Raw genomic sequence first — 25,915 nt, 5'->3', positions numbered from 1 at the left:
ACGGAAGGCTCTAGACGATGATGAACCGCAGGATGGCGACCATGCTCGCCGCCGGGATCACCCTGACCGCGGTGGCGGGTGCACTCACCGGCTGCAGCAACGACAGCGACGTGAGCTCCGACGCGAGTGGCGACAAGGGCAAGGTCTACTACCTCAACTTCAAGCCCGAGCAGGCCGAGGACTGGACCGCGCTGGCTGCCGAGTACACGACGGAGACCGGCGTGCCGGTCGACGTGCAGACAGCGGCGTCAGGGACGTACGAGCCCACGCTGAAGTCCGAGATGGCCAAGAGCGAGGCTCCGACGCTGTTCCAGGTCAACGGCCCGGTCGGTCTGGCCACGTGGAAGGACTTCGCCGCCGACCTGTCCGAGACCGCGGTCTACAAGGACCTCAACGACCAGTCGATCGCCCTGACCGGCGACGACGGCGCCGTCCTGGCGATCCCGTACGTCATGGAGACCTACGGCATCATCTTCAACAAGAAGCTCGTGAACGACTACATCGCCCTCCCGGGGGCGGCGGTCTCCTCGATCGACGAGATCGACAGCTTCGACACGCTCAAGGCCGTCGTCGAGGGCATGCAGTCGGAGAAGGACGCGCTCGGCATCGACGGCGCGTTCACGTCGGCGGGCTTCGACTCGTCGTCGGACTGGCGCTTCAAGACCCACCTCGCCAACCTCCCGCTGTACTACCAGTTCAAGGCGGACGACGTGACGGGTCAGCCCGCCACCGTGACGGACGAGTACCTGGACAGCTACAAGAAGATCTTCGACCTCTACATCAACAACTCGACCACCGAGCCCACGCTCCTGTCGAGCAAGACGATCGAGGACGCGAACGCGGACTTCGCGCTGGGCAAGGCGGCGTTCTACCAGAACGGCACCTGGGCCTACAACGACATCAAGGGCCAGGCCGTCGCCGACGAGGACCTCGGCATGCTGCCGATCTACATCGGTGCCGACGGCGAGGAGAAGCAGGGCCTGACGACCGGTTCCGAGAACTACTGGGTGGTCAACAACCAGGCGTCCGACGCCGACCAGCAGGCGACCAAGGACTTCCTGGAGTGGGTCATCACGTCCGACAAGGGGCGCGACGCGCTCGCCAACACCATGGGCTTCGTGACGCCGTTCAACACGTTCGCCGACTTCCTGCCGTCGAACCCGTTCGTCCAGGCTGACGCCGAGTACACGGCCGCAGGCAAGACGGCGGTCTCGTGGAACTTCACGGTCATGCCCTCGGAGGAGTGGAAGAACGGCGTGGGCCAGGCACTGCTCCAGTACGCGCAGGGCACCGGCGAGTGGGACGGCGTGGACACGGCGTTCGTCGACGGCTGGGCCAGCGAGTACGAGCTGGCCAACGGCTGACCTGTCCCACCCCTCACGGAGGCGTCAGCCTCCCGCGGCTGCGCCGGCGTGGACGATCGCATCCGTCCGCGCCGGCGCAGCAAGGAGCGCACACCATGAAGAAGTCCCTGGCCCGATGGGGCTGGCTTTTCACCGGGCCGACGGTCCTGGCATTCATCATCGGCTTCGTCGTCCCGTTCGTCCTCGGGGTGTACCTGTCCTTCGCTGACTTCCGCACGGTCACGCACAGCACCTGGGTCGGCCTCGACAACTACAAGAAGCTGTTCGGCGACGACGTCTTCCTGCACTCGCTCTGGTACACGTCGTCGTTCGCCGTGGTCACGACGATCCTCATCAACGTCTTCGCGTTCGCGATCGCCTACCTGCTGGTGAAGAAGTTCCGTGGACGCAACACCTTCCGCTCGGTGTTCTTCATGCCGAACCTGATCGGGGGAATCGTCCTCGGCTACATCTGGCTGCTGCTGCTCAACGGCGTGCTGGCGATGTGGGCGCGTTCCATCACGTTCAGCCCCGCCTACGGCTTCTGGGGCATGGTCATCCTGATGTGCTGGCAGCAGATCGGCTACATGATGGTCATCTACATCGCCGGGCTGCAGTCGATCCCCACCGAGCTGCTCGAGGCGGCTGACATGGACGGCGCCTCGTCGTCGAGGCGACTGCGCAGCGTGATCATCCCCTTGGTCATGCCCGCGATCACCGTGTGCACGTTCCTGACGATCACCAACGGGTTCAAGATGTTCGACCAGAACCTCGCGCTGACCAACGGTGCGCCGTCGCGGCTGTCCGAGCTGCTCTCGCTCAACATCTTCAACACGTTCTACGGCCGCCCGGGCTTCGAGGGCGTCGGTCAGGCGAAGGCTGTCGTCTTCCTCGTCATCGTCGCGACCCTCGCGCTCGCGCAGAACCGCTTCGCCCGCTCGAAGGAGGCGATCGCGTGATCGACAAGGTGCGCCGTCCCTGGTTGTGGACCACGGTGTTCGCCGTCGTCGCGCTCGCCTACCTGTACCCGATCGCCCTGGTGCTCATCAACTCCTTCAAGGGCAAGGTCTACATCGCGTCCGAGCCGTTCTCGCTGCCCGACGCGGAGAGCTTCGTCGGCTGGGACAACTATGTGCGCGGCGTCGACCTGACCGACTTCTTCGCGTCGTTCGGCTGGTCGCTGGTCATCACCATCGGGTCGACCTTCCTGATCCTGCTGTGCACCTCGATGACCGCCTGGTGGATCGTGCGCATGGACAACATCTACGCCAGGAGCCTCTACACGACGTTCCTCTTCAACCTCGTCGTGCCGTTCCAGATGGTGATGTTCACACTCTCGTGGTTTGCCGACTACCTGGGCCTCAGCAATCCGTTCGGCCTGTGGATCATCTACCTCGGTTTCGGGGCCGGGCTCGCGGTCTTCGTTTTCACCGGGTTCGTCAAGAGCATCCCGTTCGAGATCGAGGAGGCCGCCACGATCGACGGATGTGGCCCGGTGCGCACCTTCTTCCTGGTGGTCCTGCCCATCATGAAGCCGGCCGTGATCACCGTCGCGATCCTCGAGGTGATGTGGCTGTGGAACGACTACCTGCTGCCGTACCTCACCCTTGACCTGAAGAGCTACAAGACGATCCCGATCGCCGTGCAGTACCTGAAGGGCGGGTACGGGTCCGTCGACATGGGCGCGATGATGGGCGTCCTCGTGCTGGCTATGATCCCCGTGATCGTGTTCTACCTGGCCAGCCAGAGGCACATCATCCGGGGCGTCGTCGCTGGCGCCGTCAAGGGCTGACACGGAGGAGGAACGCGCCGTGTCCGAGATGACCATCAAAGAGCTGGCGCGCATCTGCGGCGTCGCCGTCTCCACCGTGTCGCGCGCGATGAACGACCGCGCCGACGTCAACCCGCAGACGCGGACCCGTATCCGGGCTGCCGCCGAGAAGTACGGCTACGTCCCCAACGCGAGTGCGCGGCGCCTGAAGATCGGCTCGACCGAGACCATCGCGGTCTTCATCCAGGGTGAGTTCGGTCAGCTGCTGATCGAGGTGCTCCAGCACCTCGAGGTCGCGTTCGCCGAGGCCGGCTACGACGTGACCCTCTCGCACGTCGCCGACAAGCAGAACGACCACGCCGGTCTGGTCGAGCGCATCGTGCGCGAGGGGAAGTTCGGCGGCGTCGTCTTCCTCGGCCGGTACGGCAGCGCCGACCGCGAGGCCTCGGCGCAGCTCAGCCGCCGGCTCGGCGAGATCGACGTGCCGATGGTGTTCTGCACGACCCCCGACTACTCGGGAACGGCCGCCCAGCACTCGTCGATCTCGGTGGACGACCACGCCGGCGCCCGCGACCTCACCGCGCACCTGATCTCCCGGGGGCACCGCCGCATCGCGTTCGTCGGGGCAGGGGCCGAGCCCGACCGCGAGCACGCCTGGGCCCTGCGTCTGGCGGGCTACCGGGCGGCGCTGCAGGACGCCGGCATCCCGTTCGACGACTCCCTCGTGGTGGCGTCGGCCGTGGAAGGGCAGGTGTACACCATGCGCAACGGCTACGAGTCGATGCGCCGATGGCTGCAGGGCGGCGGGGCCGGCGCCACGGCGTTCTTCGGCGTGTGCGACACCGCGGCGATCGGCGCCGGGCGCGCGCTGATCGAGGCGGGCCTCTCGGTGCCGGCCGACGTGTCGCTGGTCGGGTTCGACGGGCTCGACGTGGCCGACTACTACAACCCGCGGTTGACCACGATCGTCCAGCCGATGGCCGAGATCGCGCAGAGCACGGCCCGGGTTCTCCTGGCGACGATGCGCGAGCCGACGCGAGCGATCGAGCAGGTGTGGGTCCGCGGCCGGCTCGTCGAGGGCGCCTCGGTCGAAGCGCCACCCTCGCGCTAGGTCCGTCGGCGCAGGACTCGAACCGGCCCCCCGGACGGTCGTCGGTGACGAGGCCCGGGTTGGGTACGGTGCAGACGTGACTGCTGCGACCCTGGCCGACGTGGTGCGGCTGCTCGAACGCCGCTACCCGCCGTCGACGGCCGAGTCGTGGGACGCGGTCGGGCTCGTGACCGGCGATCCCGCGCAGACCGTCGCGCGCGTCCTGTTCGCGGTCGACCCCGTCGCGGCCGTGGTCGACGAGGCTGCCGAGTGGCGCGCCGACCTCGTCGTGACCCACCACCCGTTGCTCCTCAAGCCCGTGCACTCGATCGCGGCGACCACGTTCAAGGGCGCCCTGCTGCACCGGTTGGTGCTCGGCGGGATCGGGCTCTACACGGCGCACACCAACGCCGACGCGGCGTCCGGGGGAGTCGCCGACGCGCTCGCCGAGGCGCTCGGGCTCGTCGAGACCGGCCCGCTGGACGCGGCGCCCGCGGAGGCGCTCGACCAGCACGTGGTCTTCGTCCCTGTCGGTGAGGCGGAGCGGTTGGTCGACGCGCTCTCGGCCGCAGGTGCAGGGGCGATCGGGGAGTACTCGCGGTGCGCGTGGACGACCACGGGCGAGGGGACGTTCACGCCCTCGGGCGACGCGAACCCTGCGATCGGGTCGGCCGGGGTCGCGTCCACCGTCGTCGAAGCGCGGGTGGAGATGGTCGCGCCGCGCCGGCTCCGGGCTGCGGTGATCGCCGCGATGCGCGCCGCGCACCCGTACGAGGAGCCCGCCTTCAGCGTGCTGGAGCAGGCGTCGTGGCCGGGTACCTCCGGCATCGGGCGGGTGGGGCGCCTGGCGGCGCCGACGACGCTCGGCGCGTTCGCGGCTCTCGTCGCTCAGGTCCTGCCTGCCACGGCCCAGGGCGTGAGGTTCGCGGGAGACCCGGACGGTCGCGTCGAGCGCGTCGCCGTCGTCGGCGGATCGGGCGACTCGCTGTTCGACGCCGTGCGCGCTTCCGGTGTCGACGCCTACGTCACCGCGGACCTGCGTCACCACCCCGCATCCGAGCTGCGCGAGCGTGCCGAGCACGAGGCTGGGAAGCCCTACCTCGTCGACGTCGCGCACTTCGCGTCCGAGTGGCCGTGGCTCGCGCACGCCGCACGGGCGCTGGAGCAGGATGCCGCCGCCGCGGGGGCTACGGTTGTCACGCGCGTCAGCACGCTGAGCACCGACCCGTGGACGGGTCGCGTCGCCAGCCCCGAGCCGACCGCACCAGACGCCTCGACCGAAGGACACCCGTGACCACAGCCCCCGCAGCGGACCAGCGCCGACTGCTCGACGTCCAGGAGCTCGACACGCGGCTGGACCAGATCGCGCACAAGCGGCGGACGCTGCCGGAGCTGGCGCGCCTGGTCGAGCTCGACTCGCAGGTCGGTGACCTCCACACTGCGCTCGTCACGAGCCGGACCGCGGTCGGCGACCTCAAGCGGGAGCTGACCAAGGCCGAGGCCGACGTCGAGCAGGTGAGCAACCGCGCAGCGCGCGACCAGGCGCGGCTCGACTCGGGGCAGGGCAGCCCGAAGGACCTGCAGGCGCTGCAGAGCGAGCTGGTGACCCTCGGTCGTCGGCAGGCGGACCTCGAGGAGGTCGAGCTCGACGTGATGGAGCGGCTCGAGGCTCACGAGACCGCGCTCGCCGAGGTGACGACGGCCCACGACTCGCTCGCCGGCAAGCGTGCCGCGGTCGAAGGGGAGCGCGACGCCGCGTTCGCCTCGCTCGACGCCGACGCCGAGAAGGTTCGTGCCGAGCGTGCGGTCGCGGCCGAGGGGCTCGACGCCGGCCTGGTCACCCTCTACGAGAAGCTGCGCGCCCAGCTGGGTGGTCGCGGTGCGGGTGCGCTGCGCGGGTCACGGTGCGAGAGCTGCCGTCTCGAGCTCAACCCGCTGGACGTCGAGGCGATCCGCAAGGCGCCCGAGGACCAGGTCGTGCGGTGCGAGGAGTGCGGACGCATCCTCGTCCGGCTGCCGGAGCCGGCTCGCGGCTGACAAGGTCGCGCGAGACCGACAGACTGCGGGCATGAGCGACGTAGCCGGAGCGTTGGAACCCGTCCCTGCGAGCGGTCGGGCTGCACGTCCGTCCGGCGCCGGCGTGCGCTTCGACGAGGAGCTGCCGGTCACGGTGGTGCTCGTTCGGCACGGGCAGACGACGATGACGGTGTCGCGCGGGTACTCCGGTTCCGGCGAGCCCGGTCCGCCGCTCGACGACACCGGCATGCGGCAGGCGCACGACGCCGCCGACCTGGTCGACCGCGTCGGCCGTGACCTCTGGGGCGACATCCCCTACCCGAGCCTGGTCGTCGCCTCGCCGATGGTCCGGACCCAGATGACGAGCGCGGTCATCGCCGAGAAGCTCGGTCTGCCCGTCCGGACCGACGCCACGTTCCAGGAGGCGAACTTCGGTGACTGGCAGGGACTGACCGCCGAGCAGATCGAGGAGCGTTGGCCCGGTCAGCTGGAGCCGTGGCACACCTCCGCGAACGTCCGCCCGCCGGGCGGTGAGTCGATCGAGGACGTCGGCGTCCGGTTGCGCGCGGGCCTGGACTCCTTGCTCGCCGAGGGCGTGGACCGCACGGTCGTCGTCGTCAGCCACGCGGTCTCGATCCGTGCGGCACTGGGCGTCACCATGGGCGCGCAGGCGTCGTCGTGGAGCCAGCTGCGGGTCGCGCCGGCTTCCGTCAGCATCATCCGGCTGTTCGAGGACCGTCGGAACGAGGTCGCCGTCGTCGGCGTGCCGAGCGAGGGCTGGTACACCGAGCGTTAGTGGCTCGCGACGAGCGCCGACGTCGACAGAATCACGGCGACCGGCGCCAGCAGGAGACCCTGGCGCACGATCGTCCTGGCCGGGACGTCGAGCATGACCGCGCGGCACCGCTGCCACCACAGCACGGTCGCCAGTGAGCCCCACGGCGTCACGAGCGGACCGACGCCGGTGCCGATGAGCAGCGCGGCGATCCGCAGCGGGTCGCCGCCCATCGCGGGCTCGAGCGCGAGGTAGGCGGGCAGGTTGTTGAGACCGTTCGCGGCGAGTGCTCCGACGCCGGCTACCCGGAGTAGGTCCCAGGGGCCGGTCCCGGTGCCCGAGGCGTCGGCGAGCAGGGTCCCCATCCCGTGCGCGTGCAGGGTCTGGACCACGGCGAACAGGCCGAGCACGACGAGCAGCGTGCGCCACGGCACGAGGTCACGGGCCTTCACCGGCAGCTTCTGGTGGCGCACCAGCGTGACGACGAGCAGGAGCACCGCCGCGGCGACCGCGGCGGGTGCGGTCGGCACGCCCGCGGCGAAGGCGATGCCGAGGAGGCCGACCGTCACCGCCGTGACCACCAGCAGCGGCTTGTCGCGCGGGGCGCGCGGCGGGTTCGGGTCGAAGGATCCGCGCAGCACACGACGGTCGCGGATCGCGAGGATGGCGACCGTCACGACGATCGCCACGATCGCCGGCGCCCACATCAGGCCGAGGTAGCCGACGCCGGCCTGCTTGAGGACGTGGTCGGCGAGCAAGTTGGTCAGGTTCGAGACGGGAAGAGCCAGCGACGCCGTGTTGGCCAGGGCGAGGACGGCCAGGGCGAACGGCAGCGGGGGAGTGTGGGTGCGTCGGGCCAGCGCGATCACGACAGGGGTCAGCAGCACCGCCGTCGTGTCGAGCGAGAGGACCGCCGTGCTGAGCACCGCGAGCAGGACGACGAGCGCCCACAGGGCCCAGCGCCGGTTCCTCGCGAGCCGGGCGGCGAGCCCCGCCGCCTGCTCGAACAGCCCGGCCCCTGCGCACATCTCGGCGACGACGGTGAGGCCGGCGACCAGCACCAGGATCGGCAGCGTGCGCTCGGCGAGCTCTCGCGCGTCGTCCTGCGGCAGCCAGCCGGCGACGACCACCAGTGCGGTCACGAGGACCGCGACGAGCCACCAGGGGACTCGTCTCACGCGACGACGAGCGACAGGGTCCGGGCTCCACGGCCGCGCGGACCCAGCTCGACCGCGAGCAGGTCGGTGCCGACGAGCTCGGTCGCGACGCGCGCCAGCGAGGCTGCGTCGTGCGGTGCCTTGCCCCGGCGCGTGAGCAGGTGCCGGGTGAGCACGCCCCGCGTGTGCTTGGCGCTGTGAGAGACGACGGACCGCGACCCGTCAGGTTCCTCGCGCAGGACGCGGACGGCGACCCAGTGGGCGTTCGTCGGTGGGTGCCAGGCGGCGAGGTAGGTGGCGGACCTGCAGTCGACGATCAGCTCGCCCTCAGCCCGTTCCTGGAGCTCCACGCCCAGCGACGACCTCCAGGCGCCCGCCAGCGGCCCGATGCCCGGCAGGTCGGTGCCCATGGACAGCCGGTAGGCGGGGATCGGGTCGTCGGGTGCCACGAGTCCCCACAGCCCCGACACGATGCGGACGGACTCGGCGGCCCGGGCGCGCCCCGTCGGCGTCAACCTGTCCAGGCCCGCCGCCCCGTACAGGACGCCGGTGTAGACCTTCTTCGCCGGTGCGGTCGGCGCGGTCCGCAGGTCGATGTTGCGCGCGACCTCGTCGGCAAGGCTCGGCCCGACACCGAGAACCCGGAGCGCGTCAGGCGCGGCGCTGGACTGTGCGAGGGCGTCGAGGATCTTCTCGCGCAGCGGCGTCAGGCCAGGTGCGCCGAGGGCGGCGAGGTCGAGCTGGGGACCGCGTGGGCGCGGCGGAGTCTTGCCCTCGGAGGGCGGCAGGAGGACGAGCACGCATGAACTGTAGGCTCCGCGCGACGAGGCAGCCTTGGGAGGACCGCATGGCACACGTGAAGATCTACGGCCGACGCGACGTCTGGCAGGACCGGCGCGGTTCGGTGTCGGACGCGGTGCACCGGGCCATCGTCGGGACCTGGGGCCTTCCACCTGAGAAGCGGTTCCACCGGTTCCTGCTCCTCGACGCCGACGACCTGGTCGCACCGCGTGCCAAGGAGTACCTCGTCGTCGAGATCCTCTGCTTCACGGGACGGTCCCGCTCGGCGAGGCGCGCGCTGATCGCGGCGTTCTACGACGACGTCGCCCCGACCCTCGGCCTCGCCGCCGACGACCTCGAGATCATCATCATCGAGAGCCCGCCGGAGAACTGGGGCATCCGCGGGGTCTCGGGCGACGAGCTGTCGCTGGACTACCGCCTCGACGTCTGAACCGACGGCCTCGGCACGTCCGTCACGCGCGGCCTGGGTTCGACCTCATCGGCTTCCCCGAGTCCTTCGGGCACGAGCCCCCACGCGCGTCCGGCGGACAGGGCCGACTGCCGGTCGGCGACGCCGAGCTTCATGTAGATCGACCGGACCTGCGACTTCACGGTGTTGCGGGTGACGTAGAGCGACGAGGCGATCTCGCCGAGCGTCAGGGGGAGGGCGAGGTGCGCGAGGATGACGCGCTCGCGCTGGGTCAGGGGCGGTGTGGTGTCCATGGGGATGGTTCGGTGCCGTCCCACCAGCGGATGGGTACCAGTTAGGCTGGCGGTGCGGATGAGTCAGTCAGGCGGTCGCGTCAGGTCTTCGGACCTGCCGAGGAACGTCCGGGCTCCGTAGAGCAGGGCGGTGGGTAACACCCACCCGGGGTGACCCGCGGGACAGTGCCACAGAAAACAGACCGCCGGCTCAGCTCGCTGGGCCGGTAAGGGTGAAACGGTGGTGTAAGAGACCACCAGCGTGCCGGGTGACCGGTGCGGCTAGGTAAACCCCGCCCGGAGCAAGGCCAGACAGGGAGCGCTCGAGGGCTGCTCGCCCGAGCTCCCGGGTAGGCCGCTGGAGGCGTGCGGCAACGTACGTCGTAGAGGGATGGCCGCCACTCGCGCAGCTGCGGGCAACCGCGCGCGAGGACAGAACCCGGCGTATCGACTGACTCATCCGCACTTTACCGCCTCTGACCTGCACATTAGTGTCCTCATAGCTCGGAACCTGGAGCCTGGGTGCTTGGACGGGTGTTGCGGAATGTTGCGGGGTTTGGGCGGCTGTGAGTTCGCGCAGCACCCAACGAGCACCCGGCGCTGCTCAGCGTCTGGTGACGGCATTGGCCCACACCCACGCCCGTCCGAGGCGTCCAGAGGAAGAGCCCGGCCGTTTGCGGATGAATCACCCGGGCCAACGCTTGATCGTCGCGGCGGATGCGAGGAACGTCCGAATCATGTGGATCGGACGCTTCACGGTGGCCATGCTCGGCCCCATCGTTGGCGCCCTAGCAGTCGGATGGATCAGCGGCGGCAGCCTGATCGCGATCTTCCTCGGTGCCTTCGGGGGGGCAGCGGCGGCCATGTGGCTGGTTGGCAAGTTCGAACGCCGACACGTCGACGACGACGTGCTCCTAAGCGCGGACGGTGACCCGCCAATGCCCGACCCGGGGTACCCCGAGTACTTGGACTACCTCGACAACGACTAGTCCGTGGATCACCGCCGGGTGACCGCGTTGGCCCACACCCACGCGCGCCCGAACCGTCCGCCGGGGTCGATGTAGCTGACGTGGACTTGGCGAGGAGTCCACGCGATGGCGTTTCCCTCGGCGTGGATCGCACGGCCGCGGCCCGACACGATCCACACGAGGACGGCAGGCGGGTTGTCCGGGACGGTCACATGCTCGCCGGCTCGTGCGGCCTCCGGGGCGTCGACCGGGGCGTCGTGCAAAGGGACCTGCTCGATGCTCTGTCGATCCCGCGGCATCGAACAAGTGTACGAGCGGCAGTTACGCGGGCGAGGCGCCCGCCGCCGTCTCCTCTTCTGCTGCCTCCTCGGCCGCACGCGCGTCGGCCTCGAACTCCTCAGGGCTGCGGACGATCGTGATGGCGTCGGGCTCGGGCGACTTGAGTGGGACGGAGATCTCCAACCGGGTCGTGGCTGCGAGAACGCGTGCCTGATCGGCTGCGATGTCCCAGAGTGCCTCACCGTAGTGCGCGGCGATCGGCTTGAAGGCTTCGAGTGCCCGGTCTCGATCATCGTCGAAGAGTGCCGACGCGTCGCCACCGCGGCCGTAGTCGAGAAAGCCTTGTACCGTGACCGCGACCGAGGCCTCGGAGGTGTGTACGAACAACTCTCCGAAGAGACCGAGAGCGGCCTCGGAGTTGCTTCCGGTGTCGCTGAACGGAAGCCCTTCGATGCTCCAGTGGATGGCGTCCTCGTCGAACGACGAAGGTTGGGCCTGGCATCGGACGACCTGCACGCCGGCGAGCCAGGGGCCGAACGAGGGCTTCGCCTTCCGAGGGCTCACCGGGCCCGTCCGACAGGCGCGCTCAACCGCTCCCTGAAGCCCGGGGTCCACCACCCGTTGTGTGCCGTCGTCGTGTAGCGAACGACCTTCGTCGCGAACTCCGTCCGCTTGTCCGCGACGGCATCGAACGGCTCGACCCGGTGGTCGACGTCTGCGCCGACTGCGAGGGCGTACCGACGAAGTGTGGAGAGCCGCGGATCGCGCTCGCCGGATTCGATGCGCGCTACCGCGCTCTGCGAGACGCCCATCAGTTCGCCGATGTCGCTCTGGGTCAGGCCCTTGGATCTGCGCATGCCGACGAGGTCGTCGAGGAGCTTGTCGTCGCCACGGACCAGTCGCCTCGCCAGCACGAAGTCTGGGTCGGTCGAGTCGATCCCGAGCAACTCTGCGATGTTCACGGCGCGCCTCCTTATGACGTAGAAGTCATGCTGTCATACTCAGCGGCTCGAAGTCGCACGAGGCGAGACGCCCCTGCGCCGCGAGCGCGTGCAGATCCTGCTCCTTCTTGCCGATCGCATCGGGTGTCTTCGTTGCGATCTTGAGCAACAGCAGACGCCCTACCTGGTCGGATGGCTCGTTGAAGTAGATCCGTGTGTGGAGTTTGCCGCCGCCGGCCCCGAGCTGCACTGTGAGACGGATCTCAAGGACGTCGTCGCAGATGCCCATCTGTTCGACGTCGTGCTGACGCCCCGAGCCGTAGCTGAGCTTGCCCTGGCTGCCGCGGTCGAGCTTTCCCGTGATCTCGGCCGCGAGCATCGCACGCGGCTGACCCTCAAGGATCTGCCCGAGCGCGCTCGCCTTCTCGACAAGCCACAGGTTCGAGCCGGTCGCGCGATCGCGCGGGTAGGACCAGCTTCCTCCGTCGCCCGGGATGAGCTCGGCGGGGTCCGTCGGGTCCTTCTGCATGCAGGTCCGGACACCTGGCGGCTGAGCGAGAGGGTGCGGCCGGGGAGCGGCACGACGCAGGGATCGGTGGGACCGGTCCTTGGACATGCCTAGCCCTCCCCTTCGAAAGCCGCGTGGTCCGCGGGACCATGTAACCACCCTGGTGGTGCCGCCGTCTGGGACTCGACGGGGTGAGATGTGCCTGGTCAGGCGCGTCGGCGCCGCGCGGAATCGGATCGTCAGGTCTGAGGCCCAGACGGAGGGGTGTCGACTTCGGCTTTCTTGTAGCCCGCTCAGGCCGCTAGCGCTCGCGCTCCACGCCGCGAGCGCAGACGCAAGAACTGGCCCCGCCCTCCCGAAGGAGAGCGGGGCGCGCGCGAGCTGGGGAGGTGGGCTACCGGAGTACTCCGCCGATCAGGGTCTTGACGGGCACGTGACGCTCGACCCCGCCGATCAGGACTGTGACGGGGTGGTGCGGCTTGCGCAGGTCGACCGACACGAATCCCCACGGGGAGTCATCCGCGAGGTCGGGCGCTCGCAGCCCACGGTGTCCGCGCGGTTGCAGCTGCTGTCGCTGCCGGTCGAGGAGCAGGAGGCGGTCCGGTCGGGCTACCTGAAGACGGGTGCCGCGGTGCGGATGGCCCGGGTGGCGTCGGGTCACGTCGGGAAGAAGGGCGTCTCCAGGGCGTGGCACCTGGGTCCTGACCACGCGCTGAGCTCGTTCGCGGCCGCGCGCTGCCGGCGGTTGAAGCACAAGGTCGGCCGCTCGGTCGGTGGGATGGCGTGCGGTGAGTGCTGGGAGTCCGTAATCCGCGCGGACGAGCGCCAGCACCTGCACCAGGTCGCCGCCCAGCAGGGCCGCTGCGCGGTCTGCGGCGACTCCAAGGCCGTCGACGCCCTGGTGACGCCCGTCCCGACCAAGGAGGACTCGTGAGCAGCAAGCAGGCTCGCGCGGCCCGGCGTCTCGCTGTGCCGCCCTTGTTGTCGATCGCGCCGCCGGCGGAGCCGCGGCCGCGGTTCGCGCACCGGTTCGCGAAGTACGTCGGGGACGTGTCGGCCGAGGTGATGGATGCCCCGGTGATGGGTCCGAACACGTTCGGTGAGCCGATGGTCGCGCTGTACGCGCACCACGACCCGGTGGAGGACCGGACCCGTGTCGGGTTCACGTTCGCGTCTCCGGCCGACGTCAACGACCAGATGCAGCGCGAGCTGCAGCAGATCGGCGGCCAGCGATGAGCGACCCGTTCGGTATCGGTGGTCTCTTCGGAGGTTCGCCACGCCCGCGGCCGACGTCGTCGAGCGGTCCTGAGCGCGTCGGGACACCGCCGGCCAAGCCGCTCCCGCAGATCCGCGGCCGCCGTGAGGGCGACGTCCTGTGGGTCCGCGCGGACGACGTCGCGGACGCCCTCGAGTCGCAGTCAGCGAAGACGAACGCACGCCTGATCGCGAAGCTGCGGGGTGTCCGACCATGATCACTGTCGACCTGTCAGACATGCGTGCCGCGCTGGTGTCGGTGGCCCCGCACATGTCGTTGGCGAAGAAGGAGTTCCGCCTCAAGCGGGTCCGGCTGGCGCCGTTCGGGATGAACCTCGAGGTCTCCGCGACCGACCGGTACACCCTCGGCTTGGCTCTCGTGTCGATCTGGGAGTCCGACGGCGAGGCGGAGGTCATCGACCTGTTCCCGGAGGACGTCCGCCAGGTCCTCGCCGTCTTCCCGTCACCGGTCGACGGTGAGGAGGTCGCGATCGAGATCCGCTCGACCGCGGCGGACGTGACGTTCACCGACGTCGCGGGCCTGATCGATGGGAAGTCCCTCACGCTGCCGCGCACCGTCCCGGACGAGTCGTTCCCGAACGTCCGGACCCTGTTCACCCGCAACGTCCTGCACGGCGGCGGAACGCCCCAGTCGGGGGGCACGTGGTTCCACGCGAAGCACCTCGCGAAGTTCCAGGTCGCGCAGCGTTGCTACGCCGACCCGCTGATCATCGACGTGACGGCTGGGCTGTCGACGACGTGGTCGGTGCGCTGCGGTGAGTCGTTCCTCGGGATGGTCTGCCCGATCTCAGCGGACGAGGACGCCCGCCTCGAAGCGAAGCGCAACGTTGAGGCGTGGGACGCGCGCCTCGGTCTCGACGACGACTACGTGCCACCGGCCGAGATCCTCGAGCCGTCCTACTGCTTCGGCCACCGCTCCAAGTCCGACGAGCCCGACGACGACGCACCCGACCCGCTGCTCCTGGAAGCGGCCGAGCTCGTCATCACCACCCAGTTCGGGTCAGTCTCAATGCTCCAGCGCAAGCTCCGCGTCGGGTTCGCCAAGGCCGGCGCCCTGATCAACGACCTCGAGCGGGCCGGCATCGTCGGCCCCACCGACGGTTCCCGCGCCCGCGAGGTGCTCGTCACCCCGGACGCCAGGGACGCCGCAATCCTCGCGCTCGCGGCTGGACCGGACGCGGACCCTGCGGCGCGGGCCGTGGCGGCTGACGCGCTCCGCAAGGCGATGAAGGACGGCGGTGTCTTCACGTTCGTCGAGGGCAACGTCTTCGAGGTCAACCTCGATCGCCTAAGCGCCGAGCGCGACGACCGCGACGAGGACGAGGAGCCGGAGTCGTGACCCGCCTCGAGGAGGTCCGGGGCGAGTCGGTCGTGCTGTACGTGTCGGCCGCGCACATCGACGCGATGGTCGCGGGCCCGCTGAAGGACGAGCTCGGCTACGCGTACCGCAACGCGGTTCGCCGGCGCGCCGAGCGTGAGGAGTCGGCTGACGACTTCGCGGAGCGGGTCCGGCTCGGCGCGGACCGGGAGCGGATCCGGGCGGTCGTCCAGTACGGCGACGACGCCGAGGGAGTGGCTGAGCACCGCCTGAAGCACCTCGACTCCCTCCACGTCTGGACGTTCAAGTACGGGGAGGCCTCGTGACTGGCCGGTCGCGCGCGGTGGTGGTTCTAGTAAACCGCCACGGGCTTAAGCAACCACGCCGGCCCTTCCACCACTGCCTTGCCGCCGGTCTGATTCGGCATCTTGGACAGCAGGTCGTCAAGTTGTTCTCGGCCAAGAGTGCGTCGCGCTGCGCGGTTGGCGCCTGGCAGCAAGAACCGGACCAGGTCGAGTTCGCTGCCCTCCGGCACGAGTTGGTCGACCAGCGCGAACAGCGTCAGGTCGCCGCTGATGTCTTCCATCCCGGCGCTGCGGTGGAACAAGCCCGGCTGCAGCTCGAAGAGCACCGCAACCGGCACGGTGTCGGTATCCAGCTCGAACAGGACGGGCTCTTCGCCGGTGGCACCACCCAGGAGTTCCTGCATCAATCCGAGAGGGGTGTCCCCGGTGTTGAGGAATTGCGCAAGTTGCGGGTCCTCGACCATGGACATGAACCCGCTCAGCACTTGAGCACCGTCGCTGGCGGCGGAGAGGCGTGCGACTCCCTCGATCTGAACCAGGCTGCGCCGGGACACCGCTCCGACCTCGTTCGCGCCCCCGGTGAAGTCGAGAAGGTCTTGCGCGAGGAGAGCACGATCGATGACCTCGTTGAGCACCTTAACTGGCCGGACCGGGGTCTCGTAGGTGCGCTCCACCTCGTTCGTGGAGGCCATCGCCCCCTTCACGCCAAGCGACGTCCCAGGAACGGCCACGCCCGCCGAGCCACTCCGCTCGCGGGCTCCAGTCTCTCGAACCTTCGTCTCGACGGGATAGTCCAGGCCGAGGTAGTCGGCAACATCGACGAGCAGGTCGATGTCGAGGTACACCGGGCTGCGCAAGGGCATGTGCTTCTCCGTTCTCGGCCCCGTGCGCAATCCCGCCACGGGACGCTCGGCCGGTCCGATGGTGTACCTCACGACGTCGAACCACAAGCAGCCGAACGCGGCGCAGGTATCGACGGCGCGGCGGTTGCCTGATGCTCACCCAGTCGGAGTACCGCGCCAGCGTCGCCGGCGACATGTCCGAGTCGACCCTCCAGGCTCGTGTTATCGCGCAGGCCCGCGCCCTGGGTTGGCTCGTCTACCACACCCACGACTCGCGGCGCTCGCAGCCCGGGTTCCCTGACCTGGTCCTGGTCCACGCGAAGCAGGGCCGGGTGTTGTACCGCGAGCTCAAGACCCAGCGGGGTCGTCCCCGCCCGGAGCAGACGGCGTGGCTCGAAGCCCTGAACCGCGCCGGTCAGGACGCCAAGGTCTGGCGCCCTCTCGACCTCCTCACCGAAGCCATCCATCCACGACGACCTCACCGGGAGCCGACCAACATGAGCACCACCGATGAGAACTCAAGGGGCGAGTACTTCGACCCCGCCGTCCTCCCACACGTCGACCCGAACCCGCCACCCTCCGCCCAACTCGTCACCATGCTCACCGCCGACATCCGCCGAGCCACGCGCACTGGCCCCCTGAACACCCCCGCGCTCGCGGAGATGCTCGTCACGCTGGGCTGGCGACCAACGTTCCCGATCGACCAGCCGTGACCGCCCTCGACGAGGAGGCTCGGATCGACGAGCTCGTCGACGTCGACCTCCATCTCAAGTGCCTGGCCGGGAAGTGTGCGCGCGTGCCGATTTGGTACGCGACCCCGCCGTGCGGGTGCTCGGGCCCGATGTGCGACAACCACAAGATCGACCGCGAGGCCGCTGCACGCCGGGGTTCACCGATGACCTGCGGTCTGTGCCACGGCTACTTCCCTCCGCCCGTCGTAATCAGGTGGAGGCCGCTGTGAGCAGCACAGGCATTTCGCCAGCGGCGCTACTCGTCGCCGGGCGGCGAGAGTCGATCGATCGCATCGCGGTTGGCCGCATCGCGATTGATATCGATCGCGAAACCTATGCCGGTCATGGTCACGGCGTAGAGGAGCGTCGTGGCGACGATCGCGGTTCCGATGAGCTGAAGCCCTTGGTCGTTGACGAGACCCCAGAGCGTGACCACCTCTGCGAGGCTGAGGAAGACGGCCATTGCCATAGCGATCCCGTCGACCCCCGCCCTCCTCGGCGTACCTCGCGATCCATTGAGCAACCGGTCGCGACCCGCGACAAGCACGATCAGGTAGATCGGGATGACGGTCGCGATGACGCCACAAGCGTCGGAGCTGAGGCTGATCTCCACGGAGCGAAGTCAACCGCATCCGTAGCCGTTGGTGTGGGAGTGCTGGAAGACGTCGCGTCTCGGCCCGAGGTCGGTACGTCCAACCCTGACCCCGCCAGCGGCTCGCACCGTGCGTGTGGTGGCGACGCTTGGGACGAGGAGGGGGATCGGCGATTGCCGCGGGCCTGCGCGTGCCACGCGTCCGCCTGACCGCCCCCCTGACGTCTCGCTGAGGAGATCTACTCACTGTGCCCTGGCTCCGGAGCGGCGATAACGCTGCGACCTACCCGAAGTTGCTGAGCGTGCGCGCGGACTCGAAGTCCGACGAGCGTGCTGTCAACGAGGTCGCTGGCTGGCTCTGGCGTTGCTCCACGCAGTCCGCAGGTCACATGACGGACTACACGATCGACGTGGGCACGGCGGAGATGCTCGGCGGGCCGCGCACGGCCGAGTTGGTGCGGCTGTGCAAGAAGACCGGCCTGCTGACGGAGGAGCGTCGCGGCGGTCTGAAGGTCTACGTGATGATCGACGACCCGGAGTTCATCCACATCCGCCTCCGCAAGGAGGTCGAGCACGAGCGGCAACAGCGCGACGACACGCGCGACCCGCGGCTCAAGGTCCCGATCCTGAGACGCGACGGGGACAACTGCCGCTGGTGCGGCGTCCTCGTGCAGTGGCTCGGCCGCCGGTCGAACCGGCGCGGCACCCTGGACCACCTCGTGCCGGACGAGCCGGGGACGGTCGCCACGATGGTCGTGGCGTGCCTGGGATGCAACTCGGGCCGCAAGGACCAGGTCGACACGTGGACCGCGGATCACGAGCTGCGCCCCGCACCGGAGCGACCGAACTGGGGCGCGACGACGGCGAAATACCTGACCGAGCACGATCACCCGACAGCGCAGAACGTGCGCTTGAGCGATGACGGCGACGACCAGCGACCAGCGCGCGCTGCCGGCGCGGAGCGAGCACCCGGTGACGGTGTGCGGCCCGCGACGCAGCGCAGCGACGGCCCCGCAGGTGATGGCGCCACGACTCCGCCGAATGCGGCACCGAATGCGAATGGGCAGGTCGACAGAACTCGTTCTGCCGGGTCGGGTCGGGTCGGGTCGGGTTCTGGTCTGGAGGGGTTGGGTCTGGATGGCGACCCACCACCTGACCGTCCTCCACCTGACCCACCCTCGCCAGACCGACCACCAGCCCCTCGTCGTCGTGGACGCCGTGGTGGCTCCCGCAACACCCGCAGGCCAGGAGGAGACCGATGAGCACGAACCAGGCCCAGGACCGGCAGGACGAGCGTGCTGCGTCCTCGGTCGTCGTCGAGCGGATCCGCGATCGCCTCGACGAGCTGCTGCAGGGATGGACGACTCACGAGACGCAGTGGGTGCCGGCGCACGCTGGTGACTGCCCGAGCCCGCACCTGCCGGTGTTGGCCGAGGTCGTCCCGCTGCTGCCGGCGCATGCTGGGGTGCCGGTGTGCTCGCTGTGCGGGTGGGCGCTCCTCGACGGTGTCGGGCAGCGTCTCGGCGCTCGGGCCTTGGACATCGACCACGCACCCCTGCTGACGCAACTGCACAACGCGATCGTCGGGTCGACCGCCGGTGTGAACGCGTCGGCCGGCGGCTTCGACTCGCGCCCGACCCATGCAGTGTGTCCGACCCTGGACGCGCGAGCTGGGGGCTGAAGGCTGGCGACGTCGGGCCGCTCGACGCTTCGACGACAACCGTCCCCCCGACGGTGCCCGCCAGCCGCACCCACGCTGAGTGGGACGGCCTGCTCCCGGCGACGCCCTCGTACAGGCCCGGGAAGCACGAAGCCCCGACGCCGTGACCGGCTCGGGGCTCCTGACTCTGGGGTCGCGAACTACACCGCTGTCATTCTGCGGTCTGGCGCCCGTCGTCGTCAACAACGGGCTTGACCGGGCGTGTCGCGGCGAGCACCTCGAGCGCCGCTTCAAGCTGCAGGCGTAGTGCCTCGCTCTGCTCCATTGCCAGATCGTGCGCTGTCTGCCGTGCGCGATCTTCCCTCCGGCTCCGCCGCTCGATCGGGTCGAGCCCCCACGCGGTGAGGACCCACGGCAGCACGATCACGCCCACCGCAAGGGCCAGTGCCTGCGCCACAAAGTTCGTCTGCCCCTTGGAGAGGTGGTCGTCGTCGATCACGGCCCAAACCAAGAGAACCTCGGCGGCGACGATCCACAGCACGACCACGGTCGCCACAAGTGCAGTCCCAGCGCGGTTCCACCCTGTCAGGCGAGGGTTCACCTGTAAGCCTTCGAGCACGATCGCCAAGAGCGCGACAGGGACGATTTGGGCGAGAGCGGCGGCTGCGTCAGGCGACATGCCTCGGACTCTACTGACCTCGGTTTTCACCCGGGAAGAGCGCCCTCAAGGTCCCGCTCGCCCGCCACTCTCAAGACATGGACGACCAGGTCAGCCTGCACAGGGAGCTCGACCGAGCCTCTCGGCGACTTCGCGTGATGGTGCTCGTGAAGGCTTCGCCCCAGCCCTCGGCAACCTACGGCGACACGGTCTGCGTCGCCGGCGTCGTGCTCGACCCTGGGCCACTGCGTTGGGTGCGCCTCTACCCAGTCCCGTTCCGCCATCTCGATGGCCAGTTGCAGTTCCGGAAGTACGACGTGATCGACGTCAAGGTGCGTGACGCGGGTGGGGACAAGCGGCACGAGAGTCTCAAGATCGACGCGCAGTCTCTGTGCATCGAGGGGCACGTCGACGGCTGGCCGAACCGCTCCAAGTGGATCGAGCCACTCAACGTCGCCAACATGTGCGACATCCGAGCAGCCGTCCGTGACGACCTCAACGTGATGTCGCTCGCCGCCGTTCGGCCGCGCGAAATGATCCGGCTCGACATCGATCACCATCCGGGATGGACCGCGGCGGAGCTAGCGCGGTTCGAGAAGTACTCGCAGCAGGGAGACCTCTTCACGGACACGCCACCACAGCTGCTCGACCCACCCAGGATGAAGGTCAACCTCGTCTACCGGTGCGAGTCGCCCGGCTGCGGTACTCACAGTCAGCGGATCATCGACTGGGAGCTCACCGCGCTGCAGCGGAGGCACCTCAACCAGTCCGACGACGTCCTCGAGCGCGTCATCAACGAGAAGTTCTTCGAGATGATGTACGCCGACCACAAGCGGCCGCTGCTGTTCGTCGGTAACCAGGAGTCCGTACAACGACGTGCGTCGTTCACGGTCCTCGGCACGTACTATCCGGCCGCCAACCAGGTTGCCACCGGCGGCATGCTGCTCTTCTAGACCGGCATCAGTACTGCGCGGTCGCGAACCGCCTCGAGCACCAACGAACGGTGGCAGCACCTCTCCGCAGCCTCGTAGCAGAGGAGCAAGACCGAGCCGGAGTCCGAGAGCGTGAGCAGCTGCGCCACGGCTTCCGCCGCCTCCGACTGCGCGAGCACGTCGTCGGCGAACCGCTGCCGAGCGGCCCGACCAGCTTCGCCGCTCGGATCGGAGAAGCCCTCCCGGTTGTCGCGAGGATTGCCGAGCGCCGGCATGTGCACGTAGCTCAGCCCCGCCGCGTCCAGGCGTTCGGCGAGCCGACGCTTCGAGAAGCCCGGCTTGCGAGAGATCGGGTTCAGCCTGACGTCGACGACGGTAGCGACGCCCCAACGCTGAGCGTCGTCGACCAGGTCGTCAGGACTGCGGCCTTCGTAGCCCCAGCCGAGAACGTTGGATCCGTTCGCGAGCCGCATGGGGCGATCCTCGCACGCCGACGCCGGGTGGTCCTGCTGGTTCATGCTCTCTCCTCAGCTTGCGCCGCGTGACGTCGCTCGCACTCGCGTGCGAGCGGCTTGATGGGCTTCCACTCCTTGCAGACCGAGCACTGCCAGTCGAGGTCTCGCTCCTCGTCGTTCATCGCTGACGCCCGAGCGCCAGAACCGCACGGGCCTGGGCGGTTCGGGACTCGCACTCTGCCGCGAGGCGGGCCGGGAAGTGCTGGTCGCCGTGGCACGAGCAGTGGAACGGCGTCTTGCCGTGTCCGTGGGTCCCGTCCTCGGCCGGCCAGACCGGGAGCGGCGTCGCGCCGTGGCCCGGGCGGCCGTCCTTGGCTGGCCACACCGACGCTGGCGGCCGGCGCAGCGGAGCGGTGTCGGACGCGATGCGGATGTGCTCGCCGAGGATGCCGATCGTCGTCGAGTCCCACGCCGCACCGCAGCCCAGGCAGACGGCGATGTTCTTGGCCAGGTCGACTCGGAGCTTCCCGCGGACGTCGCAGTTCATGCAGGGGACGTGAGGCTTGGCCGGCTCGGAGTCCCACGTCGTGACGATCCGGGCTCGAGCCCAGAACCGCAGCACGTCGTGGTCGATCGAGCGGACGTCGTCCCGGTCCGCCAGCGTGACCTTCTCCGAGAGCGCTGCGACGAGATCCTCGACCGGCATCCTCGCCGGTGACCCGGTGATCGCCTCGACCCAGAACCTGGAGTCCCGCTCGACCTGCGTCAGGGCGTCCAACGCCTCGATGTTCCCCATCGTTTTGCTTTTGATCGATGGTTGCGCCGGGCCAGGACACTGATCGCCGCGGATTCCATGACAAGGCGGACTGCGCGGGGCGATTGGGATGAGGGCACTGACGCAAGATCACCCGATCGGGCCAGCGGGCACCGGTCGCCGCGGCGCTAGCGTCGCCGACGAGAGGCATTCTCGAACTAGGGGGACACGTGACGACGACGGACGATGCTGGGCTCGAACCGGTCGAGCCTGAAGCTGCGGGGGAGCCGGCTCCGTCAGTTGTGCTGGCGACCGAACCCGATCCCGTGACCCCAGCGCCTGGAAGGGCGCCGGCCGCGTGGCTGCTCCCGGCGCTCTTGGGGTGCGCCGTCGGGATTCTGGTGGGTGCGAGTGGGTTGTTCGTCGCACAGCAGGTTCTGGCGTCCCGTACCCACAACAGTGCGCTCGAGCGCGCGACTCAGAGCTGCACGGATTCCGGCACCGGCTTCGGACTGGAAATCGGAGACTCTGGTCGCACGCTCACGATCGACACCCAGGGCGAAGAGGACTCAAGCGGGACGGACATCGTCTACGGCCTGTGCGTGCTGACCAAGCTGGGCGTGCCCGATTCCGTGATGTCGCGGATCGAGCAGACCACCTCCCTAGATGGCCAGCAAGAGGCCGCCTGGGACGGGATCGACGCGACGTGGAGCTACCACCCAGACCGCGGGCTCGACATGGTGCTCACGGTCAACTGACGTGGCGCACGTAGAGGACCGCTGGACGGTCGTTGGGGAGCACGGCCGGCGCGTCCGGGGACCGCGCTACGGCGTCGGGAAGCGATGGAAGGCGTGCTGGGCCGAGGCGGACGGCCAGCGACGTAACAAGGCCTTCGCGAACAAGGACGAGGCGACCGCGCACCTCGAGAAGGTCGGCGTCGACCAGCGGTCCGGGACCTACGTGTCGCCGGTCGCGAGCGCGGTGACGTTCGGTGAGGTGGCGGAGCGTTGGTTCGAGGAGCAGGCGCACCAGCGGGCGACGTCGCTGGGGGCGATCCGCAGGCGTCTGGACCGGACGATCTTGCCTTCGCTCGGTGGGTTGCCGTGGTCGCGGATCGACCGGGCCGTGATCCAGCGTGCGGTGTCGGGGTGGTCGCGGGATCTGCAGCCATCGACGGTGCGTGTGGGCTACGTCTATCTCGCGGCGATCTGTGCGCACGCCGTCGAGGAGCGGCGGGTCGCGGTGTCGCCGTGCCGGAAGATCAACCTTCCGCCTGCCGAGGGGGAGCCGGTCGTGCCGATGCGCGTCGAGCTCGTGCAGGCACTCACGGACGCGGCACCCGAGCGGTACCGGGCGATGTTCATCCTTGCGGCGGCGAGCGGGCTTCGGCCGGCCGAGCTGCGCGGGCTGACGTGGGACCGGGTCACCGAGACGCCGGGCGGGGCGCTGCTACGGGTCGACCGGCAGCTGCTGCGGGGATCCGTGCGATGGAGCCCAAGTGGGGACCGCTCAAGACGAAGTACAGCCCGCGGACGATCTCGATCGGGAAGGCGACGGTGGCGGCGCTCGGCCTCCGCGGGCACGGGCTGGTGTTCACCACCACCAAGGGTGGGGCGATCACGCAGACGGTCGCGTGGGACATCTGGCGCAAGGCGGCGGAGGGGCTCGGGATCGCGCGGGGCGACGGCTGGCACGAGCTGCGGCACTTCCATGCGTCGCTGCTGATCGCGGCCGGGTGCTCGCCGGTGGCCGTCGCGCACCGGCTGGGGCACAAGGACGCGAACGAGACGCTGCGCACCTACGCGCATCTGTGGCCGGACGACGACGAGCGGATGCGGGACGCCACGGACGGGCTGATCCGGGAGCCGGGGGAGTCTTGAGCGAAGCCCAGAGCACCAAGAGAGCACCCACAAGGGCATCAGTGCAGGTCAGAGGCTGTTTAGCCAGAACCCGGCGTATCGACTGACTCATCCGCACTCTCGCCGGTTCCTGACCCGCGACGACACTCACGCCGGAGCGCGGCGCTGCAGCCCGACGGTCTGGCGACGACGAACTACGGTGGGCGCCGTGACCGAGCCTGCTTCGCCCGCCCGTCCTGCCATCGAGATGTGGAGCGACGGCGCCTGCAAGGGCAACCCCGGCCCGGGCGGCTGGGGTGTGTGGATGCGGTCGGGTCCGCACGAGCGGGAGCTGTTCGGCGGCGACCCGGCCACGACGAACAACCGCATGGAGCTGCAGGCGGTCATCGAGGGACTCGGCGCGCTGAAGGGGCCGAGCGACGTCACGCTGCACGTCGACTCGCAGTACGTGATGAACGGCGTCACCAAGTGGGTCACGGGATGGAAGCGCAACGGGTGGCGCACGAGCGACAAGAAGCCGGTCAAGAACCAGGAGCTGTGGCAGGCGCTGGATGCGGCAGTCGCGCGGCACACGGTGCACTGGGTCTGGGTCAAGGGTCACGCGGGCGACCCGGGCAACGAGCGCGCGGACGCGCTCGCCAACAAGGGCGTCGACCTGGTGCTCGGACGCTGAAGAGCTAGCCGACGGCTTCGGCCATGCGCGCCGCGAGCTCGTCGGGCGTGGACCTCAGGAGGCAGAACTCGTTGCCCTCCGGGTCGGCGAGGACGTGCCAGGGCACGTCGCCCTGGCCGATGTCGACGCGGGTGGCGCCCAGAGACAGGAGTCGTTCGAGCTCCGCGGGCTGGGAGGAGCCGTTGGGCGGGCGGATGTCGACGTGCAGCCGGTTCTTGCCCGACTTCAGCTCGGGGACCTTGATGAAGAGCCACGCGGTCGCTGAGCCGTCGTCCGGGGCGATGCCGATCTCGTCGTCGTCCGGCGCAGGTTCCCAGGTGTAGGTCCAGTCCAGGACGTCGCGCCACCAGGCGGCAAGGGCGTGCGGATCCGTGCAGTCGATCGTGAGCTGGGAGATCACGGGTGCCATGCGTCGCAGGCTAGAGGCGGGCGCCGACACCCGCTACTGCGATTCAAGGGCGAGGCCTGATGCGGACGCGACCGGAGTCGAGGTCGATCGGCGGGGCGGCATCCTCGGCGTGCTGGATGTCCGCCTGCTGACGCTCCTGCTCGGCCGTCAGGTGCACGTGGTTGGGCTGGAACACGTCGATCAGGTCACCCAGGAAGCCGCTGCCGCTGCCGGAGGGAATCACCGGACGCTCCGGCGGCTCGCGGTCGAACCAGCCGCGCGCCACCATCCGGTCCACGGCGAAGAGCACCATCGCGACCAGCGCGGTGCCGCCGATGACGAGCGCGAGCGGCCTGTCCATCGAGCCATCGTCGCACGGGGTCAGTCGCCGAGCGCGGCTGCCTGCGACTCGTGCACCGCAGCGAGCCAGGGGTCGCTCAGGCGCGGGTCGTCCGCGGCGCCTGCGAGATAGGCGCGGTCCGCGGCGACGCGGGGTGCCAGCGGGCCGACCCGCCCGTGGCCCGGGATCACGAGGGTCGCGGTGCCGTCGAGCAGGTCGAGCGCGGCACGGTAGGTCGCGACGGGGTCGGGCGCCGACATGTCCAGCAAGGGGATCTCGACGTCGGAGAGCAAGTCGCCAGCCACGAGCACGTCGGCCGACGGAAGCACCAGCGCCGTGCTGCCCGGTGCGTGGCCCGCGTGCGTGATCACGCGGACGGCCGGGCCGGTCCAGTCGACCTGGTCACCGTCCACCGCGGGGAACCGCACGGGCGGCTCGACGACGACCGGCGCGGGTGCGTCGCCCGGCGCCGCGAGCAGGACGCGGGCCAGCTCCTCGTCCTCGTCGCGTTCTGACATGAGGGTCTCGACATCCGTCGGGAAGCCGGCGGACCAGCGCGGCAGGCCGGCGAAGATCCCGCCGTCGAGCAGGTGGTCCCAGTGCCCGTGCGTCGACCAGACGGCGACCGGACGCCAGCCGTGCACGCGGATCGCGGACGAGAGCATGTCGATCTCGTGCGCCGTGACGCCGGGGTCGACGACGAGGCACGACCGGTCGGGCGCGACGATCACCGTCGACGTGGTCATGTACACGGCGCTCGTCGCGACATGGACTCCGTCTGCGACCTCGGACAGGACGTGCAA

At 69.4% G+C, this 25,915-nt stretch carries 36 protein-coding genes and 1 other RNA gene; 22 read left to right on the top strand and 15 right to left on the bottom strand.

Annotation, left to right across the window (positions count from 1 at the left end; translation table 11 throughout):
• The first annotated feature begins 17 nt into the window (after positions 1–17).
• From AC1DPN_RS12435 to AC1DPN_RS12405, 7 genes are all read left to right on the top strand, one after another.
• Positions 18–1,364, top strand: coding sequence for an ABC transporter substrate-binding protein (locus AC1DPN_RS12435; RefSeq protein WP_477085048.1), 1,347 nt, complete (start codon positions 18–20; stop codon positions 1,362–1,364).
• Positions 1,365–1,459: 95 nt separating this feature from the next.
• Positions 1,460–2,302 carry a carbohydrate ABC transporter permease gene (locus tag AC1DPN_RS12430; protein ID WP_477085047.1) on the top strand — a complete coding sequence of 281 codons (843 nt, stop codon included), beginning with the start codon at positions 1,460–1,462 and terminating at the stop codon, positions 2,300–2,302.
• The gene (locus AC1DPN_RS12425) at positions 2,299–3,135 is read left to right on the top strand and encodes a carbohydrate ABC transporter permease (RefSeq protein ID WP_477085046.1); all 837 of its coding nucleotides are present in this window, start codon (positions 2,299–2,301) and stop codon (positions 3,133–3,135) included. The genes AC1DPN_RS12430 and AC1DPN_RS12425 overlap by 4 nt, the downstream gene beginning before the upstream one ends.
• A gap of 28 nt (positions 3,136–3,163) precedes the next feature.
• Positions 3,164–4,225 (top strand): LacI family DNA-binding transcriptional regulator, encoded by a 1,062-nt coding sequence (locus AC1DPN_RS12420; protein ID WP_477085211.1) that lies wholly within the window; start codon positions 3,164–3,166, stop codon positions 4,223–4,225.
• A 76-nt stretch (positions 4,226–4,301) separates the two neighbouring features.
• Entirely contained in the window at positions 4,302–5,498 is a 1,197-nt protein-coding gene (locus AC1DPN_RS12415; protein ID WP_477085045.1) for a Nif3-like dinuclear metal center hexameric protein, read from the top strand.
• Entirely contained in the window at positions 5,495–6,241 is a 747-nt protein-coding gene (locus tag AC1DPN_RS12410; protein ID WP_477085044.1) for a zinc ribbon domain-containing protein, read from the top strand. The genes AC1DPN_RS12415 and AC1DPN_RS12410 overlap by 4 nt, the downstream gene beginning before the upstream one ends.
• Before the next feature lie 31 nt (positions 6,242–6,272).
• Positions 6,273–7,016, top strand: a complete 744-nt coding sequence (locus AC1DPN_RS12405; RefSeq protein WP_477085043.1) for a histidine phosphatase family protein — start codon at positions 6,273–6,275, stop codon at positions 7,014–7,016.
• On the opposite strand, the gene AC1DPN_RS12400 is transcribed toward AC1DPN_RS12405, so the two are convergent.
• Together AC1DPN_RS12400 and AC1DPN_RS12395 are read right to left on the bottom strand one after the other, a co-directional pair.
• Positions 7,013–8,173, bottom strand: a complete 1,161-nt coding sequence (locus AC1DPN_RS12400) for an SLC13 family permease (RefSeq protein WP_477085042.1) — start codon at positions 8,171–8,173, stop codon at positions 7,013–7,015. The genes AC1DPN_RS12405 and AC1DPN_RS12400 overlap by 4 nt on opposite strands.
• The gene (locus tag AC1DPN_RS12395; protein ID WP_477085041.1) at positions 8,170–8,952 is read right to left on the bottom strand and encodes a YaaA family protein; all 783 of its coding nucleotides are present in this window, start codon (positions 8,950–8,952) and stop codon (positions 8,170–8,172) included. Before AC1DPN_RS12395 ends, AC1DPN_RS12400 begins: the two co-directional genes overlap by 4 nt.
• 47 nt (positions 8,953–8,999) lie before the next feature.
• Here AC1DPN_RS12395 and AC1DPN_RS12390 point away from each other — a divergent pair, with 47 nt between their 5' ends.
• Entirely contained in the window at positions 9,000–9,383 is a 384-nt protein-coding gene (locus AC1DPN_RS12390; protein WP_477085040.1) for a tautomerase family protein, read from the top strand.
• On the opposite strand, the gene AC1DPN_RS12385 is transcribed toward AC1DPN_RS12390, so the two are convergent.
• Positions 9,365–9,655: a LuxR C-terminal-related transcriptional regulator gene (locus tag AC1DPN_RS12385; protein ID WP_477085039.1), complete on the bottom strand. Its 291-nt coding sequence runs from the start codon at positions 9,653–9,655 to the stop codon at positions 9,365–9,367. The two genes, AC1DPN_RS12390 and AC1DPN_RS12385, sit on opposite strands and share 19 nt — an antisense overlap.
• Positions 9,656–9,714: 59 nt before the next feature.
• On the opposite strand from AC1DPN_RS12385, the gene rnpB reads away from it, so the two are divergent.
• An RNA gene (gene rnpB / locus AC1DPN_RS12380) (RNase P RNA component class A) lies at positions 9,715–10,097 on the top strand.
• Between the two features lie 301 nt (positions 10,098–10,398).
• On the top strand, positions 10,399–10,623 hold the full coding sequence (locus AC1DPN_RS12375; protein WP_477085038.1) for a hypothetical protein: 225 nt from the start codon (positions 10,399–10,401) through the stop codon (positions 10,621–10,623).
• Positions 10,624–10,631: 8 nt separating this feature from the next.
• Here AC1DPN_RS12375 and AC1DPN_RS12370 read toward each other — a convergent pair whose 3' ends face one another.
• Genes AC1DPN_RS12370 through AC1DPN_RS12355 form a run of 4 tightly spaced genes read right to left on the bottom strand, consistent with a single transcriptional unit; the run spans position 10,632 to position 12,351 of the window.
• Positions 10,632–10,901 carry a hypothetical protein gene (locus tag AC1DPN_RS12370; protein WP_477085037.1) on the bottom strand — a complete coding sequence of 90 codons (270 nt, stop codon included), beginning with the start codon at positions 10,899–10,901 and terminating at the stop codon, positions 10,632–10,634.
• 22 nt (positions 10,902–10,923) lie between these two features.
• The gene (locus tag AC1DPN_RS12365; protein WP_477085036.1) at positions 10,924–11,496 is read right to left on the bottom strand and encodes a hypothetical protein; all 573 of its coding nucleotides are present in this window, start codon (positions 11,494–11,496) and stop codon (positions 10,924–10,926) included.
• On the bottom strand, positions 11,442–11,843 hold the full coding sequence (locus AC1DPN_RS12360; protein WP_477085035.1) for a helix-turn-helix domain-containing protein: 402 nt from the start codon (positions 11,841–11,843) through the stop codon (positions 11,442–11,444). Before AC1DPN_RS12360 ends, AC1DPN_RS12365 begins: the two co-directional genes overlap by 55 nt.
• 25 nt (positions 11,844–11,868) lie before the next feature.
• Entirely contained in the window at positions 11,869–12,351 is a 483-nt protein-coding gene (locus AC1DPN_RS12355; RefSeq protein WP_477085034.1) for a hypothetical protein, read from the bottom strand.
• A gap of 412 nt (positions 12,352–12,763) precedes the next feature.
• Between AC1DPN_RS12355 and AC1DPN_RS12350 the strand changes: the two genes are divergently transcribed.
• The 5 genes from AC1DPN_RS12350 to AC1DPN_RS12330 are packed head-to-tail and all read left to right on the top strand — an operon-like array spanning position 12,764 to position 15,249.
• Complete coding sequence (locus AC1DPN_RS12350) at positions 12,764–13,264, top strand: hypothetical protein (RefSeq protein ID WP_477085033.1); 501 nt, start codon at positions 12,764–12,766, stop codon at positions 13,262–13,264.
• Positions 13,261–13,566: a hypothetical protein gene (locus AC1DPN_RS12345; protein WP_477085032.1), complete on the top strand. Its 306-nt coding sequence runs from the start codon at positions 13,261–13,263 to the stop codon at positions 13,564–13,566. Before AC1DPN_RS12350 ends, AC1DPN_RS12345 begins: the two co-directional genes overlap by 4 nt.
• Positions 13,563–13,802 carry a hypothetical protein gene (locus AC1DPN_RS12340; protein ID WP_477085031.1) on the top strand — a complete coding sequence of 80 codons (240 nt, stop codon included), beginning with the start codon at positions 13,563–13,565 and terminating at the stop codon, positions 13,800–13,802. Before AC1DPN_RS12345 ends, AC1DPN_RS12340 begins: the two co-directional genes overlap by 4 nt.
• The gene (locus AC1DPN_RS12335) at positions 13,799–14,944 is read left to right on the top strand and encodes a DNA translocase FtsK (RefSeq protein ID WP_477085030.1); all 1,146 of its coding nucleotides are present in this window, start codon (positions 13,799–13,801) and stop codon (positions 14,942–14,944) included. The genes AC1DPN_RS12340 and AC1DPN_RS12335 overlap by 4 nt, the downstream gene beginning before the upstream one ends.
• Entirely contained in the window at positions 14,941–15,249 is a 309-nt protein-coding gene (locus tag AC1DPN_RS12330) for a hypothetical protein (protein WP_477085029.1), read from the top strand. The genes AC1DPN_RS12335 and AC1DPN_RS12330 overlap by 4 nt, the downstream gene beginning before the upstream one ends.
• A gap of 26 nt (positions 15,250–15,275) precedes the next feature.
• On the opposite strand, the gene AC1DPN_RS12325 is transcribed toward AC1DPN_RS12330, so the two are convergent.
• Positions 15,276–16,091, bottom strand: coding sequence for a DUF6414 family protein (locus AC1DPN_RS12325; protein ID WP_477085028.1), 816 nt, complete (start codon positions 16,089–16,091; stop codon positions 15,276–15,278).
• 131 nt (positions 16,092–16,222) lie between these two features.
• On the opposite strand from AC1DPN_RS12325, the gene AC1DPN_RS12320 reads away from it, so the two are divergent.
• The gene (locus tag AC1DPN_RS12320; RefSeq protein WP_477085027.1) at positions 16,223–16,783 is read left to right on the top strand and encodes a VRR-NUC domain-containing protein; all 561 of its coding nucleotides are present in this window, start codon (positions 16,223–16,225) and stop codon (positions 16,781–16,783) included.
• 274 nt (positions 16,784–17,057) lie between these two features.
• Here the strand turns inward: AC1DPN_RS12320 and AC1DPN_RS12315 are convergent, their stop codons facing one another.
• Entirely contained in the window at positions 17,058–17,414 is a 357-nt protein-coding gene (locus AC1DPN_RS12315) for a hypothetical protein (RefSeq protein ID WP_477085026.1), read from the bottom strand.
• A 368-nt stretch (positions 17,415–17,782) separates the two neighbouring features.
• Here AC1DPN_RS12315 and AC1DPN_RS12310 point away from each other — a divergent pair, with 368 nt between their 5' ends.
• Together AC1DPN_RS12310 and AC1DPN_RS12305 are read left to right on the top strand one after the other, a co-directional pair.
• Positions 17,783–18,655, top strand: a complete 873-nt coding sequence (locus tag AC1DPN_RS12310) for a hypothetical protein (protein ID WP_477085025.1) — start codon at positions 17,783–17,785, stop codon at positions 18,653–18,655.
• The gene (locus tag AC1DPN_RS12305; RefSeq protein ID WP_477085024.1) at positions 18,652–19,074 is read left to right on the top strand and encodes a hypothetical protein; all 423 of its coding nucleotides are present in this window, start codon (positions 18,652–18,654) and stop codon (positions 19,072–19,074) included. Before AC1DPN_RS12310 ends, AC1DPN_RS12305 begins: the two co-directional genes overlap by 4 nt.
• Positions 19,075–19,264: 190 nt before the next feature.
• On the opposite strand, the gene AC1DPN_RS12300 is transcribed toward AC1DPN_RS12305, so the two are convergent.
• The gene (locus AC1DPN_RS12300) at positions 19,265–19,732 is read right to left on the bottom strand and encodes a hypothetical protein (protein WP_477085023.1); all 468 of its coding nucleotides are present in this window, start codon (positions 19,730–19,732) and stop codon (positions 19,265–19,267) included.
• Positions 19,733–19,809: 77 nt separating this feature from the next.
• Between AC1DPN_RS12300 and AC1DPN_RS12295 the strand changes: the two genes are divergently transcribed.
• Complete coding sequence (locus AC1DPN_RS12295) at positions 19,810–20,664, top strand: hypothetical protein (RefSeq protein WP_477085022.1); 855 nt, start codon at positions 19,810–19,812, stop codon at positions 20,662–20,664.
• Here AC1DPN_RS12295 and AC1DPN_RS12290 read toward each other — a convergent pair.
• Positions 20,661–21,161: a DUF488 domain-containing protein gene (locus AC1DPN_RS12290; RefSeq protein WP_477085021.1), complete on the bottom strand. Its 501-nt coding sequence runs from the start codon at positions 21,159–21,161 to the stop codon at positions 20,661–20,663. The two genes, AC1DPN_RS12295 and AC1DPN_RS12290, sit on opposite strands and share 4 nt — an antisense overlap.
• A 115-nt stretch (positions 21,162–21,276) precedes the next feature.
• Positions 21,277–21,894: a hypothetical protein gene (locus AC1DPN_RS12285; protein ID WP_477085020.1), complete on the bottom strand. Its 618-nt coding sequence runs from the start codon at positions 21,892–21,894 to the stop codon at positions 21,277–21,279.
• A gap of 188 nt (positions 21,895–22,082) precedes the next feature.
• On the opposite strand from AC1DPN_RS12285, the gene AC1DPN_RS12280 reads away from it, so the two are divergent.
• From AC1DPN_RS12280 to rnhA, 3 genes are all read left to right on the top strand, one after another.
• The gene (locus AC1DPN_RS12280) at positions 22,083–22,610 is read left to right on the top strand and encodes a hypothetical protein (protein ID WP_477085019.1); all 528 of its coding nucleotides are present in this window, start codon (positions 22,083–22,085) and stop codon (positions 22,608–22,610) included.
• A 729-nt stretch (positions 22,611–23,339) separates the two neighbouring features.
• Positions 23,340–23,732, top strand: a complete 393-nt coding sequence (locus AC1DPN_RS12275) for a tyrosine-type recombinase/integrase (protein ID WP_477085018.1) — start codon at positions 23,340–23,342, stop codon at positions 23,730–23,732.
• Positions 23,733–23,958: 226 nt separating this feature from the next.
• Positions 23,959–24,384 carry a ribonuclease HI gene (gene rnhA, locus AC1DPN_RS12270; RefSeq protein ID WP_477085210.1) on the top strand — a complete coding sequence of 142 codons (426 nt, stop codon included), beginning with the start codon at positions 23,959–23,961 and terminating at the stop codon, positions 24,382–24,384.
• Between the two features lie 4 nt (positions 24,385–24,388).
• Here rnhA and AC1DPN_RS12265 read toward each other — a convergent pair whose 3' ends face one another.
• From AC1DPN_RS12265 to AC1DPN_RS12255, 3 genes are read right to left on the bottom strand one after another with little or no spacing between them, the layout of a single operon-like run.
• Entirely contained in the window at positions 24,389–24,793 is a 405-nt protein-coding gene (locus tag AC1DPN_RS12265; protein WP_477085017.1) for a VOC family protein, read from the bottom strand.
• Between the two features lie 43 nt (positions 24,794–24,836).
• On the bottom strand, positions 24,837–25,133 hold the full coding sequence (locus AC1DPN_RS12260) for a DUF6191 domain-containing protein (RefSeq protein WP_477085016.1): 297 nt from the start codon (positions 25,131–25,133) through the stop codon (positions 24,837–24,839).
• A gap of 20 nt (positions 25,134–25,153) precedes the next feature.
• Positions 25,154–25,858 (bottom strand): MBL fold metallo-hydrolase, encoded by a 705-nt coding sequence (locus tag AC1DPN_RS12255; RefSeq protein ID WP_477085015.1) that lies wholly within the window; start codon positions 25,856–25,858, stop codon positions 25,154–25,156.
• Positions 25,859–25,915 lie beyond the last annotated feature (57 nt).

This window comes from Cellulomonas sp. P4_H4 (assembly GCF_056400865.1).
The sequence above is the reverse complement of the archived record's forward strand: the minus strand, read 5'-3'. Positions and strand labels throughout refer to the sequence as shown.